This is a genomic window from Streptomyces sp. NPDC021356, from assembly GCF_040641015.1.
Taxonomy (GTDB): domain Bacteria; phylum Actinomycetota; class Actinomycetes; order Streptomycetales; family Streptomycetaceae; genus Streptomyces.
Genome location: NZ_JBFACU010000011.1, coordinates 247,071 through 259,860, shown reverse-complemented (window position 1 = coordinate 259,860; position 12,790 = coordinate 247,071). Strand labels below are relative to the sequence as shown.

The following is a 12,790-nucleotide window of genomic DNA, read 5'->3' as shown; positions in this document are numbered from 1 at the left end:
ACGATGACCTCCAGTACATGAATACACTGGTACACATGGTTGGTGGTGACGTCAGGTCGCCGGCGAAGGAGGAACGACCATGATCGTCAGAGTGCTCGGACCGCTTCGGGTGACGGTGAACGGCACCTCGGTGGTCCCGTCCGCTGCGAAGGCGAAGAAGCTGATGGCCATGCTCGTCCTCAACCGCGGGCGGGTCGTGCAGCGCGCCACCATCGAGCGTGAGCTGTGGGACCTCGACGCGCCCAGAAGCGCCTCCACCGGGATCCAGAACTGCGTCATGTGGATCCGCAAGGGCATCGGATGCGCCCAGCCGGGCGACGCGGGCCGCCTCGCCCGGCAGACGCTGGTCACCGAGCCCACCGGCTACCGCCTGGAGGTACCGGGAGACCAGTTCGACGTGGTCCGCCACCAGCGGCTCGTCGCCGAGGCGGCCACCGCCGAGGCGGGCGGTGACCTCGCCGAGGCCTCCGCCCTGCTGAACGCCGCGCTGAACCTGTGGCGCGACGCCCCGCTCGCCGACGTACCGGCCGGGCCGGTCCTGCGGGCCCACGTGCGGCAGTTGGAGGAGGACCGCAAGGCGGTGCTGACCCAGCGCCTCGCCCTGGACCTGCGGCTGCGCCGGTACGCCGAGGTCGTCGGCGAACTCCACGCGCTGGTCGCCCTGGACCCCTACGACGAGGTGCTCCACGAGTACCTGATGCTCGCGCTGTACCTCTCGGGCCGTCGCAACGACGCGCTCACGGCCTACCGGCAGGCCCGCCGCGCGCTCGCCGACGGCGTGGGCCTGGAGCCCTCGCACCGGCTGCGCGGCCTCCAGGAGCGGATCCTGGCCAGCGAGGAGGCGCCGTCCGGCGCCCTGCGGGGGTGGCCCGTCCGCGTGGCGGAGCCGGTCAGGGTGTGAGGGACGGGACCGCGCGCGGACCGGACGGCCGCAGGGAGGCGGCCAGTTCCTCGGTCACGACCGCGGCGCCGGCCGCGGTGAAGGGGAAGAAGTGGCCGCCCTCGACCTGCCGCGACCTGAAGGGACCGCTGGTCAGGTCGGCCCACTGCGGCAGCGTGGCGAGCGGGACGAGTGGATCGTCGGCGCCCGCCAGCGCCGTCAGCGGTACGCCGACGCGCAGCCCGTCCACCGCGAGCAGCGCGTCCTGGGCCAGCGCCAGGTCGTGGGCCAGGGTCCGGCGCGCGTCGGGCAGGGAGGTGTCCTCAAGGGCGTCGGCGGCCAGCCCGTGCAGCGCCAGGACGGCCGTCAGACCCGCGTGGGTGCCGAGGAGGTCCGGCCGCGGGAAGCCGCGGCGGCCGGGCAGGGCGCAGGACACGACCAGGGCGTCGCACCGCGCCTGTCCCGCGTGCGCGGTGAGCAGAGCCAGCAGCGCGCCCAGACTGTGTCCGTAGAAGACGGTGCGTCCTGCGGCGGGCGCCCGCAGTTCCGCCCCGATGCCCGCCACGGCCCGCGCGAGCGTCGTGCCCGGCACGCAACCCGCCCGCCGCTCACGCCCGGGCAGGGTGACGCCGACGACCTCGACGTACGGCGGGAGGCCGGCCGGCACCTCCCGGTAGCGACGCGCACCGCTTCCCGCGTGCGGAAAGACGACGACGCGCGGCCCCGGGCGCGCCGCGGGCCGCAGCACCTCCGTCCAGCGCCGTGGCTGATCCGCCCGGGGACGTGTCCCTTCCTCGGAGCGGGCCGACGCGCCGGAGGAGGACGATGCGCGGGAGGAAGACGATACCTCGGAGGACGACGAGGCCCGGGAGGAAGACCATGCCCGGGAGGAAGACGATGCGCCGGAGGAAGACGATGCGTCGGAGGAGGACGATGCGCACAGGGGCCGGGGGCGGTCGCGTCCGGCGGCGGCGCTTGGCGGCGTACGGCTCACAGCCCCATGCCCAGGCCACCGCTGACGGGAAGGACCGCGCCGGTGATGTAGCCGGCCTCCTCACTGGCCAGGAACCGGATCGCGGCGACCACGTCGTCCACCGTGCCGGGCCGGCCGAGCGGTGTCATCCCCATGACCTGGCTCATCCTCCGGTCGGACAGCGAAGCGGTCATGTCCGTGGCGATGATGCCGGGCGCCACCACGTTCACCGTGATCCCGCGGTCCCCCAGCTCCCACGCCAGGGAGCGGTCCAAGCCCGGCAGGGCCGCCTTGGAGGCCGCGTAGTTCGTCTGCCCGGGCGCGCCGAGGAAACCCAGCACCGAGGAGACCAGCACGATACGGCCGCGCCGGGCCGGCAGCATGCTGCGCACCGCGGCCCGCACCGCGGCGAACGCCCCGGTCAGGTTGGTGCTCAGCACCTCGCCGAACTCCTCGTCCGACATCCGCAGCATCGGCCGGTCCCGGGTGATACCGGCGTTGGCCACCAGGACCTCCACGGGACCGTGCGCCGACTCGGCCTCCCGCAGCGCCTCTTCCAGCGCACCGGGCTCGGTGACATCGGCCTTCACGCCGAGCACACCGTCCGGCGGGCTGCCCGTGCGGTGGCTGACGGCGACCTTCTCGCCCTGGGCGGCGAAGGCCCGGGCGACGGCGTGACCGATGCCGCGGTTGCCACCGGTGACGAAGACCGAGCGGTTCATCCTGTTCTCCTTCTGCACTTCCACGACTTCTGCACTTCCACGACTTCTGCAACATCCGCGACTTCTACGTCTTTTGTCGGTCCGAGACCCGGGCGGCCGCCCCGCCCGCCGGCGGGACGGCCGCCCGGGGAGGCTGCCCGACGAGGCAGCCCGGCGGGGCCGCCCGGCCGGGGGCCCAGGCCTCAGGCCGCGGTGAAGACGAGCGCGGCGTTGTGCCCGCCGAAGCCGAGCGACGTGCTCACCGCCACGTCCACCGGTGTCCTGCGGGGTTCGCCGCTGACCAGGTCCAGGTCGAGGGCCGGGTCCGGGTTCTTCAGGTTGGCGGTGGGCGGGACCACCCCGTGCTGCACGGCCAGCACCGTGTACGCGGCCTCGATCGCTCCGGCCGCGGCCAGGGCGTGACCGGTGACTCCCTTGGTGGAGGTCACCGCCGCTCCCCTGCCCACGACCCGGCCCAGCATGGTGCCCTCGACGAGGTCGTTCATCGGCGTGGCGGTGCCGTGCGCGTTGACGTGCCGTACCTCGGACGGGGCGATCCCGGCGTCCGCGAGGGCGCCCCGCAGTGCCCGTTCGATGCCCTCGCCGCCGGGCTGCGGGGCCGTCGCGTGGTGCGCGTCGGAGGTGGTGGCCCAGCCGCCGACCAGCGAACGGATCCGGGCCCCGCGGGCCCGCGCGTCGGCGGCCCGCTCCAGTACGAGGACGCCCGCCGCCTCGGCGGCCACGAAGCCGTCCCGCTCCGCGTCGAACGGCTTGCCGGCGCGTTCGGGCTCCGCACGGGACTTGGACAGGGCCCCCATGCGGCACAGGCCGGACATCACCGTCGCGGTGAGCGCCGACTCACTGGCACCGGCCAGCACGATGTCGCAGGTACCGGCGCGCAGCATGTCCCGGGCGGTGCCGACGGCGGTGGCCCCCGACGCGCAGGCCGTGGCGGTGACCAGGCTGGGGCCGCGCGCCCCGCAGTCGATCGCCACGTACCCGGCCAGCATGTTCGGCATGTACTTGGTGACCAGCAGCGGAGAGACGCGGGCCGGACCGTCCTCGGACAGCGCGCGGTACTGCTCCTCCAGCGTCGCCGCGCCTCCCAGGGAGTTGCCGAGCACCACGCCGACGCGGGTGCCGTCCCAGTTCTCGGGGTCGAGACCGGCGTCCCGGACGGCCATGCGGGAGGCGACCAGCGCGAGCTGCACGAACCGTTCCAGCTGCCAGGAGGCGAACCCGCCGAGCAGTTCCTGCGCGTCGAAGCCGGGCACCCGGCAGGAGAAGTCGGCTGACAGGTCGCCGAGCGCGTCGTCCCGGGTGGCGCAGGAGCGGCCGGTCAGGACCCGCTCCCAGTTCTCCTCGACGCCGATCCCGGCCGGGGTGACCAGCCCGAGCCCGGTGACGGCTATGGCGTCGGTGCCGCCCGCCATCAGACCTTCGCCCCCTTGGCGACGAGCAGGTCGACGACATCGTCGAGGGTGTGTTCCTCGGTGAGTTCGCCGTCCTCGATGCGGACGCCGAACTCCTTGTCCAGCACGAGTCCGAGTTCGATCAGGACCAGCGAGTCGAAGGACAGCTTGCCGAGGGTCACGTCCGGTGCGATCGTCTCGGACTTGATCTTGAACTGGCCCGAGAGGAGTGCCGTGACGCGCTGTGCGATGGCCTGCGTGGTCTGCTCCTGGACTTCCTGCATGGTGTGCTCCTGAAAGTAGGAAAGGGGAAAGTGCGCAAGTGAGGGTGGAAAAGGGCGAGTTGAAGGAAAAGGGGGGTGGGGAAGGGAGGAAAGGGAAGGGAAGGGAAGGGGAACGGGGAGACGAGGCGGGTGCCGGAGGGCGTCAGGCCGGGGTGATCTCCGGCCACACCAGGCCCACCGACCCCCAGGTCAGACCGCCGCCGAAGCCGCCCAGCACGACGCGCTGGCCGCCGCGTACGGTGCCGTCGGCGACCGCGTCGGCGAGGACGAGCGGGACCGAGGCGGCGACCGTGTTGCCGACGCGGTCGATGTTGGACGGGAAGCGCGCGAGCGGTACGCCGACGCGCTCCGCCACCGCCGCCAGGATCCGGGCGTTGGCCTGGTGCAGGACGATCCGGTCGAGGTCCGCGGGCGTCCCGCCGAGCGCGGCGGCCGTGGCCTCCACGGAAGCCGCCATGTGCCGTACGGCCTCGGCGAAGACGGGCCGGCCCTCCATCGTGAAGTAGGTGGCCGCCACTTCGGCGGGCAGGCCGGTGGACCGCTGCCGTGAACCCCCCGCGGCGACCTGGATGAGGTCGCTGCGGCTGCCGTCGCTGCCCAGGTGCAGCCCTCGCAGGGCGCCCGGCTCGTCCGGCTCCCCGGCACGCAGCACCATGGCGCCGGCACCGTCGCCGAAGATCGCCCGGGTGGTGCGGTCGGCCGGGTCGAGGATGGTGGAGAACGTGTCCGCGCCGATGACCAGCACGGACCCGGCGATCCGGGACTCCACGAGGCCTGCGGCCACCCCGAGGGCGTAGACGAAGCCGGTGCACACCGCGGCGATGTCGAAGGCGCAGACGCCGCTCAGTCCCAGCCGGCTCGCCACCTCGGGGGCGGTCGCCGGACAGGGCCGGTCCGGTGTGCTGGTGGCGAGCACCACCGCGTCGACGGTGTCCGTCCCGGCGGACCTCAGTGCCCGCCGGCCGGCCTCGACGGCCAGGTCACCGGTGGCCGTGCCCGGGTCCACGACGTGCCTGCACGCGATCCCGGTACGGCTGCGGATCCACTCGTCGGAGGTGTCCAGCTGCCGGGCCAGGTCGTCGTTGGTGACCGAGGCCGGCGGCACCCAGGCGCCGAGCCCGGCCACCACCGCCGCGCGGCCCGTCCCGCTCATCCCTTCCCCCCGCCGCCGCGACCGGGCCGGAGCCGGGCACCGCCGGCCGCCCGCGGGTCCTCGCCTGCTGTTGCCATCACTGCGTACTCCTTCTCGCTGCCGTGCCGTACGGCCGGCCGGCCCGTGATCCCGGGACCGGCCGACGGGATCACTGTGGCAACGGCTGCTCCGCTGCCGCTCACCACGCACCCACGTCCCGCTCACGTGCGGCCGTGAGCGCCACGTGAGCCGTGCGGGAGCAGGCGTTGCGAGCATGGTGAGGGCGCCCGGCGGCAACCCGCCGACCGTGGCCGCCCGTTGAGCCAGCCGCCCGCGCCCCGGTGCGGCGGCCGCTTAACGAACGAGTACGACGAACCAGTACGACGTGTGCGACGAGTACGACGTGTGCGACGAGTACGACGTGTGCGAGGAGAGGAAACCAGTGCGCCAACGCAGGATCGGTACGGGCGGGCCGTCGGTCTCGGCCATCGGCCTCGGCTGCATGGGCATGTCGGAGTTCTACGGACCCACCGACGAGGAGGAGAGCCTGCGGACACTGCACGCGGCACTGGACCTCGGGGTCACGCTCCTCGACACCGCCGACATGTACGGCAAGGGACACAACGAGCGACTCGTCGGCCGTGCCCTCACCGGCCGCCGCGACCAGGTCGTCCTCGCCACCAAGTTCGGCATCCGGCGCGACGACAGGGATCCTCGGCAGGGCCGCCAGGTCGACTCCAGCCCCGAATACTGCCGCACGGCCGTCGACGCCTCCCTGCGGCGGCTCGGCGTCGAGCACATCGACCTCTACTACCTGCACCGGCGCAGCCCCGACATCCCGATCGAGGAGACCGTCGGCGCCATGGCGGAGCTGGTCGAGGCCGGCAAGGTCCGGCACCTGGGACTGTCCGAGGTCGGTGCCGGCACGCTGCGCAGGGCGCACGCCGTGCACCCGATCGCCGCACTGCAGACCGAGTACTCGCTGTGGACCCGCGAAGTGGAGCAGGAGATCCTGCCCACCGCACGCGAGCTCGGCGTCACCCTCGTCGCCTACTCGCCGATCGGCCGGGGCTTCCTGACCGGTGCCATCACCCGGCCCCAGGACCTGGACCCCTCCGACTTCCGCCACTCCCACCCGCGCTTCCAGCCGGAGCACCTGGAGCGCAACGTCCGCATGGTGGAGCGGCTGCGCGAGATCGCCCAGGACGCCGGCTGCACGCCCGTCCAGCTCGCGCTGGCCTGGCTGCTCTCCCGCGGCGAGGACATCGTGCCCATCCCCGGCACCCGCCGGGAGACATACCTGCGGGAGAACCTCGCCGCCGCCGACATCCAGCTCACCGCCGCCCAGTCGGCCGCCGTCGAGGCCGCCCTGCCGGCGGACGCCGTCTCCGGCGAGCGGTACGACCCCGCGGGCATGGCCACCGTCGGCCACTGAACCCCCGCACGCCCGCCCCGCCGACAGATCGCCCCCACCCGCACCCCAGGAACGGAACACCCGTGGCAGACAAGCTCCAGCAGCTCAAGCTGGCCGCCGTCAACATCGACGGCGTCCTGCTCAACGACACCTTCAGCCCCGTCATCCACAACTTCATCGTCAGCCGCGGCGGCGAGTACACCGCCGACGTCGAGCGGAGCATCTTCTCCCAGCCGCAGCTGGTGGGCGGGCAGGGGATGGCCAACGCGGCCCGGATGCCGTGGACCGCGCAGGAAGCCATCGACGTCTACTTCAAGGAGCGCGAGGAATACCTCCGGGACCACCCCGTCCAGCTCCTCGACGGCGCCGTCGACCTGCTGCGCCGGCTGCGCGCGCTGGGCCTGAAGACGGTGAGCTACGGCGGCCTGGACGCCTCCCACTTCGACCGCTACCTGGGCGAGTACGCCGACCTGTTCGACGAGCCCCGCTACGTCTGCACCAACGACTTCCGCCCCGGGCTGCGCGAGATCACCACCGAGGTCTTCGGCCTGGAGTACGACCAGGTGCTCTTCATCGACGACGTGGCCCGCGTCGCCGAGGTGGCCCGGGCACTCGACATCCCCTTCATCGGGCACCCCAGCTCCTTCGAGCACAGCTTCCAGCCGCAGCTGATGCGCGAGGCCGGCACCCGCCACATCGTCGACTCGCTGCACTCCGTCGACGAGGACCTGCTGCGCACCCTCGACGCCGAGGCCGCCGCGCACACCGTCTGGCGCGACTGACACCGCGCCCCCCGTCGTATCGGCCCGGCCCTCCCCCGCGTCGGGCCGGTACCCCCCACCACACAAGGAGCCACGCCGTGGACCGCGACCGCGACTCCCGCGCGCACACCGTGCTGCTGGACTTCGACGGAGTACTGAGCCTGAACGCCTCCAGCCTGCTGCTGAAGGCCCTGCACGAAGGCATCAACCGCCACACCGACCTGCCCTACGAGGCCACCGCGTCCCAGTTCAAGGCCATCAGCACCTTCCCGCAGCGCGAGAGCCTGCACATGCTGTTCACCGGCCTCGGCATCGAACGGCACCTGGCGGCCGAGATCGCCGCGCTGCGCTCGCTCACCGCCGTCGGCGGCACCGCGCTCGCCCTCGGCGAAGGCGTCCGGGAGTTCTGCGCCGAACAGCGCGCCCACGGCCTGCGGCTGCGGGTCTTCTCCACCATGGACCGCGCCACCGCGCGCCGCGCCCTGCTCGACGGTCTCTTCGACGACCAGGACTTCGTCCCCCTCGACCACGCGTCCAAGGCCGACCCCGCCACCTACACGGGGCTGCTCGCCGCCGAGGGCGAGAGCCACCCGGAACGCTGGCTGCTCGTCGACGACTCCCCGCTGGCGCTGCGCGCCGCCAAGATCGCCGGGCTGCGCACCGTCCTCATGCGCGGAGAGGTCTTCACGGACGCCGACGTGGCCCCGTTCGGTTCCTACATCGACGCGCGGGCCACCTCCTTCGCCCAGCTGGGCGACGTACTGCGGACCGACGGGGCGGCGCTGCCGGCCTGACCACGCCGCCCCACCACCCCCACCACCCCCCACTCCAGGCACCAGACACAGGAAGCCTCCCGATGTCCCACACACCTGCCGAAGCAGAGCCGGCCGCCGCACGAGCCGCCCGGACCGCCACCCGGACCGAGCCGGGCCCCGGCCCCGCCCCCGGCACCCGGCCCGCGATCGGCCCCACCCGGACCCTGGTGGCCATCGCGCTGGCGGCCGTCATGCTGCCCATCTCGGTGACCGGGCCCGGCGTGGCGCTCGCCGACATGTCCGGCGCGCTGCACGCCTCGGCCGCCTCCACCCAGTGGGTCCTCAACGCCTACAACGTCGCCTTCACCGCGTTCATGCTGGCCGCCGGTTCCGCCGCCGACCTGTACGGGCGGCGCCGCATGTTCCTGACCGGGACCACCGTCTTCGCGCTGGCCTCCCTGGTGGCCGGCACCGCGCCCACCATCGTGCTCGTGGACGGCGCCCGGTTCGTCCAGGGCATGGGCGCGGCGGCGGTCCTCACCAGTGGTTCGACGCTGCTCGCGCACACCTTCGCGGGAGCCGCGCGGGCCCGGGCGTTCGGCATCTTCGGCGCCTCCATCGGATTCGGCCTGGCGATGGGCCCCTTCGTGTCGGGAGTGCTCGTCGGCGCGGCATCCTGGCACGCCGTCTTCCTCGTCAACGTCGGCCTGGGCGCGGTGGTCCTCGTCCTGGCCCGGCCGCTGCCCGAGTCCCGCAACCCCGAGGCGCGGCGCATCGACAAGCCGGGGGTGGTCACCTTCACCCTCGCTCTGCTGCTGCTCGCCCTCGCCTTCGTCGAGGGGCCCTCACGCGGCTGGACGGGCGCCGCGACCCTCGGCTCCTTCGCGGGCGCCGCACTCTTCCTCGCCGCCTTCGTCGCCGTCGAACTCCGCAGCGACCAGCCCATGTTCGACCTGAGCCTGCTGCGCCGCCCCACCTTCGTCGCCATCATCTGGCAGCCCGTCAGCATCGTCTTCGCCTTCGCCGCCCTGCTGGTCTACCTGCCGCCGTACTTCCAGGGCGCGGGTGGCGCCGGTTCCACGATGTCCGGCGCGATGCTGCTGCCGCTCACCCTGCCGGTGTTCGTGCTGCCCCTGTTCTCCGGGGCGCTCGTCAAGCGGCTCTCGGTGCGCACCCTGCTGGCCCTCGGCCCGGCCGTGCTCGCCGTGGCGCTGCTGCTGATGACCTTCACCGACCCGGTCTCCTCGCGCACCGGTCTGTACGCCGCGCTGCTGCTCGCGGGCATCGGCATCGGTCTCGCCTTCGGTGTCATGGACAACGCGGCGGTCAGCGTCGTGTCCCCGGAACGCGCGGGCATGGCCTCGGGCATGTTCAACACGCTGCGCGTCGCCGGCGAGACAATCGGCGTGGCCTGCGTCGGCGGCCTGCTGCTGACCTCCACCCGGCAGCGGCTGTCCACCGCGGCCGGCGCGGACAGCGGCACGATGGCGGACGACGTGGTGCAGGGCAGGCTGTCCTCGGTCCGCCGCGGTGGGGGCGAGGAACTGGTGCACCGGGCCGTGCAGGGCCTGGAGCACGGCTGGAGCGTGGTGTACGTCGTCCTCGCCTGCGTCGCCCTCGCCGGCGCGGTCGCCATCTTCACCCTGGTCCGCGACCGCGACCTGGATCCGGCGGCGACCGGCAAGGACGACTGAACACCCGCCCGGCCACCGGGACCACCGGGCCCCCGGGGCCACCCGAGCCGCCCGAGCGCTTCTGCCCCGCCGCCCCGGTCCCGCCGCCCCGGTCCCGCTGCCTCCCGCCCGGCCGCTTCTGCCTGGCCCCCACTGCCCGGGGCCAGGCACGCGTACGCCCCCCCGCCACCTCGCCGGCGCCCCGACCGGCTGCCGAACGCCACGGCCGTGGGCCGGGTGGGCCGGGTGGGCCCGGCAGAACACCATCCGACCCTTCCGCTCCGCTCGTCCGGCACCGGCCGGCTCTTCGCGAGCACGGCCCCGGCCGGCTCCTGCATCACCGTGGCGGACGTCCTGCCGCCCGGTGTGGTGCGCGGCGCCTTCCCGGCCCGTCGCGGCGCCCTGACCGTAACGTGGGTTACTGCCTGGCGGCCTGCGGTCTGCCGCCCGCTGTCCCTGGGCGTACTGCACGACGTCACAGGGGGCTGGCTCTGGTCGCTCGTGGCCGCACGGAGCACACGCGGTGGTGCGGTGGCCGCCGTACGACGACCACCGCACCACCGTGCGCGGGACGTCCCCCGACCACCACCGCACCACCGTGCGGGAGGCGCCCCCGTCGATCACCGCACGAGAACCTCGGCGGCATCGACGCGCGCCGTCGTCATGCCCCGCTGTCGTTCCCGGCCCGCACCAGCGAGAAAAAGGCCTCCGCCACGTTCCGGCCGCCCTGTTCGAAGGCGACCGGGACCGTCTCGCCCCCGCCCGCCTCCCGCCGCCGCGGTCGCCCGGCCCGTACGGTCAGCGGCTCGTCGAGTTCGGCGTAGGCACCGAAGGACGCGCGCAGTCCCGACAGCGCCCAGCGCGCGGGGTCCTCGCCGGTGAACTCCCCGGCCGACAGCAGCGCCGCCTGCCGTCCCGCCTCCATCAGGACCATGCCCGGCACGTGGTCCTGCGGATGGTCGAACAGACTGGCGTGGCCGCCGTCCACGCGCAGCCGGGCCGCGACTCCGTCCTCGCCGCGCACGGCGTCGAGCAGCACCACGTTCTCCGGGCGCGACCGCCCCACGCGGGCCGGCTCCACCAGCCCCGCGACCTCCGGGGCGCGGTAGGCGTCCGACGTCGGTGCCGTCCCGGCCGGACGGTCGCGCAGCTTCGCGTACACCGTGTCGGCCACGTACTTCACCCGCATGGTCACCTCGCCCAGCGGACGTCCCGACACCGACACGCGCATGCGGTACGCGAGTGCGCGCAGCGATCCGGCGATCCACTGCGCGTCCTGCGTCGTGGCGTCGATGGTCACCGGCACGGGGCCGCCCGCCGAACGGGCCGGGGCGCCGTCGGACAGGGTCATCGACCAGTCCCGCAGCACGAACTTCGTCCCGACCGGCGCACCGAAGTGCGTGTGTACAGCATGGGTCTCCGCCTGCCGGCAGCATTCGAGCAGCAGCAGCGGGTCGACGAGCCCGCCTGTCGTGTGGTCGGTGTAGTACGCGTGGGAGGGCGGCAGCAGGGCGGCCGCGACGAAATGCTCCTCGCCCACCCGCGCGCTGTCCGTGAGGAACACCTCCGACAGCGCACGCCGATGGACGAGGGCGCGCCGCACCGTCTGCTCGCAGGTGAGCGCGGCCCGCACGGCCTCGGCCACGTCTGCTCCGGCAGGCCCGGTCACTACAGTCATCCGGCTCCTCTTTCACTTCTCTCACGGCATCGGGGGGAAGGGTCGGGCTCGGCTCGGCCGTTACGGCCCGCCCTCCCGGTCGTCACACTCCCAGCCCCGCCTAACACCCGCCTCACACCCGCGTCATGACGCGAACCGCGATCGCGATCGGGCGTGGCCCCGACCACCACGGCCTCGGCACGTCCGTACCGACTCCCGGCGCGCGATGCCGGCCGGGCCTGGGGCTTGACCTCAACGGCTACCGGCAGGCCATCGACGAACTCACCGGGCGCATCGAGGCACTGACGGCCCGCCGCGCCGCGCTGATCACCAGCCTGAACGCCGATGGCGGCCGCCGCCCGGCCTCTCGTGCTCAGCGCTCTGACGCCGCGGGCGGCGGCCGTCCTGCGACATCAGGGCCTTGCGGCCCCTGCCCCTTCGTCCCGGCCGCCGATGGGCAGACCCGCCAGCAGGGCCCGCCGGCTTGCCCTGACATGCTCACGCATCACGTGCTCGGCACTGTCGCCGTCCTTGGCGAGGATCAGTTCCACGACGAGGTGGTGCTCGCGGTCGGACTGTGTCGCGCGGCCCGGCTGGCTCAACGAGGTGTTCACCAGCCGGGCGTACGCCAACTGGTTCATCAACATCCGGTAGTGGGCCTGCAGCTTGGTGTTGTCCGCGCCGGCCACGAGCAGGTCGTGGAACTCGTGGACCAACTCCGCGTACCGCTCCCGGTCGTCCCGCTCGACCGCTTCGTCGGCCTCGTGCAGGTTCCGCTCCAGCAAGTCGATCTCCGGGACGCGGCCGCGCTGGGCGAGGAGGCGGGCGGCGGCGCCCTCCAGGAGCTCCTTCATCTCGAAGAGTTCCGTGATCTCACGGCGGGAGGGGGTGGTGACGAACGTCCCGACGCGGGGCCGGATCTCGACCAGCCCTTCGGTCTGCAACTGCTTGAGCGCTTCGCGCACGGGAGTACGGCTCACGCCGAACTCCTCCGCGAGGGCGAGCTCCGAGAGAGGAGCTCCGGGCACGATGTCGCCCTTGATGATGCGCCTGCGCATTTCGGCGATCACCGTCGCCTGCATCGATCCGTTCTTCGGTTCGCTCTTCGGTTCGCTCTTCGCGCGATTCACCGGGTATTCCTCCGTCTC

12 protein-coding genes are annotated in these 12,790 nt (G+C 73.3%); 5 read left to right on the top strand and 7 right to left on the bottom strand.

Annotated elements, in window-relative coordinates; all coding sequences use genetic code 11:
* Nucleotides 1-79 precede the first annotated feature (79 nt).
* Nucleotides 80-901, top strand: coding sequence for an AfsR/SARP family transcriptional regulator (locus AB0G56_RS17615; RefSeq protein WP_360970033.1), 822 nt, complete (start codon nt 80-82; stop codon nt 899-901).
* On the opposite strand, the gene AB0G56_RS17610 is transcribed toward AB0G56_RS17615, so the two are convergent.
* The 5 genes from AB0G56_RS17610 to AB0G56_RS17590 all read right to left on the bottom strand — a co-directional run bounded on the left by AB0G56_RS17610 (nt 891) and on the right by AB0G56_RS17590 (nt 5,403).
* Entirely contained in the window at nt 891-1,628 is a 738-nt protein-coding gene (locus AB0G56_RS17610) for a thioesterase domain-containing protein (RefSeq protein ID WP_360970031.1), read from the bottom strand. The two genes, AB0G56_RS17615 and AB0G56_RS17610, sit on opposite strands and share 11 nt — an antisense overlap.
* A gap of 242 nt (nt 1,629-1,870) precedes the next feature.
* A complete protein-coding gene (gene fabG / locus AB0G56_RS17605) occupies nt 1,871-2,575 on the bottom strand; it encodes a 3-oxoacyl-ACP reductase FabG (RefSeq protein ID WP_360970030.1) in 705 nt (234 codons plus the stop codon).
* Nucleotides 2,576-2,757: 182 nt separating this feature from the next.
* Nucleotides 2,758-3,987: a beta-ketoacyl-[acyl-carrier-protein] synthase family protein gene (locus AB0G56_RS17600; RefSeq protein WP_360970028.1), complete on the bottom strand. Its 1,230-nt coding sequence runs from the start codon at nt 3,985-3,987 to the stop codon at nt 2,758-2,760.
* On the bottom strand, nt 3,987-4,250 hold the full coding sequence (locus AB0G56_RS17595) for an acyl carrier protein (RefSeq protein ID WP_360970026.1): 264 nt from the start codon (nt 4,248-4,250) through the stop codon (nt 3,987-3,989). The genes AB0G56_RS17600 and AB0G56_RS17595 overlap by 1 nt, the downstream gene beginning before the upstream one ends.
* A gap of 142 nt (nt 4,251-4,392) precedes the next feature.
* Complete coding sequence (locus tag AB0G56_RS17590) at nt 4,393-5,403, bottom strand: beta-ketoacyl-ACP synthase III (RefSeq protein ID WP_360970024.1); 1,011 nt, start codon at nt 5,401-5,403, stop codon at nt 4,393-4,395.
* Nucleotides 5,404-5,824: 421 nt separating this feature from the next.
* On the opposite strand from AB0G56_RS17590, the gene AB0G56_RS17585 reads away from it, so the two are divergent.
* From AB0G56_RS17585 to AB0G56_RS17570, 4 genes are all read left to right on the top strand, one after another.
* On the top strand, nt 5,825-6,817 hold the full coding sequence (locus AB0G56_RS17585; RefSeq protein WP_360970087.1) for an aldo/keto reductase: 993 nt from the start codon (nt 5,825-5,827) through the stop codon (nt 6,815-6,817).
* 62 nt (nt 6,818-6,879) lie between these two features.
* Nucleotides 6,880-7,578, top strand: a complete 699-nt coding sequence (locus AB0G56_RS17580; protein WP_360970023.1) for an HAD family phosphatase — start codon at nt 6,880-6,882, stop codon at nt 7,576-7,578.
* 77 nt (nt 7,579-7,655) lie between these two features.
* A complete protein-coding gene (locus tag AB0G56_RS17575; protein WP_360970021.1) occupies nt 7,656-8,351 on the top strand; it encodes an HAD family hydrolase in 696 nt (231 codons plus the stop codon).
* A 62-nt stretch (nt 8,352-8,413) separates the two neighbouring features.
* Entirely contained in the window at nt 8,414-10,006 is a 1,593-nt protein-coding gene (locus AB0G56_RS17570) for an MFS transporter (protein WP_360970019.1), read from the top strand.
* A 640-nt stretch (nt 10,007-10,646) separates the two neighbouring features.
* Here AB0G56_RS17570 and AB0G56_RS17565 read toward each other — a convergent pair.
* On the bottom strand, nt 10,647-11,663 hold the full coding sequence (locus tag AB0G56_RS17565; protein ID WP_360970017.1) for a ScbA/BarX family gamma-butyrolactone biosynthesis protein: 1,017 nt from the start codon (nt 11,661-11,663) through the stop codon (nt 10,647-10,649).
* A 392-nt stretch (nt 11,664-12,055) separates the two neighbouring features.
* Nucleotides 12,056-12,772: a GntR family transcriptional regulator gene (locus AB0G56_RS17560; RefSeq protein WP_360970015.1), complete on the bottom strand. Its 717-nt coding sequence runs from the start codon at nt 12,770-12,772 to the stop codon at nt 12,056-12,058.
* Nucleotides 12,773-12,790: the final 18 nt, after the last annotated feature.

Coding starts and splice junctions, on each gene's coding strand:
- AB0G56_RS17615 (WP_360970033.1), top strand. CDS start 80: ATGATCGTCAGAGTGCTCGGACCGCTTCGGGTGACGGTGAACGGCACC.
- fabG (WP_360970030.1), bottom strand. CDS start 2,575: ATGAACCGCTCGGTCTTCGTCACCGGTGGCAACCGCGGCATCGGTCAC.
- AB0G56_RS17600 (WP_360970028.1), bottom strand. CDS start 3,987: ATGGCGGGCGGCACCGACGCCATAGCCGTCACCGGGCTCGGGCTGGTC.
- AB0G56_RS17595 (WP_360970026.1), bottom strand. CDS start 4,250: ATGCAGGAAGTCCAGGAGCAGACCACGCAGGCCATCGCACAGCGCGTC.
- AB0G56_RS17590 (WP_360970024.1), bottom strand. CDS start 5,403: ATGAGCGGGACGGGCCGCGCGGCGGTGGTGGCCGGGCTCGGCGCCTGG.
- AB0G56_RS17570 (WP_360970019.1), top strand. CDS start 8,414: ATGTCCCACACACCTGCCGAAGCAGAGCCGGCCGCCGCACGAGCCGCC.
- AB0G56_RS17565 (WP_360970017.1), bottom strand. CDS start 11,663: ATGACTGTAGTGACCGGGCCTGCCGGAGCAGACGTGGCCGAGGCCGTG.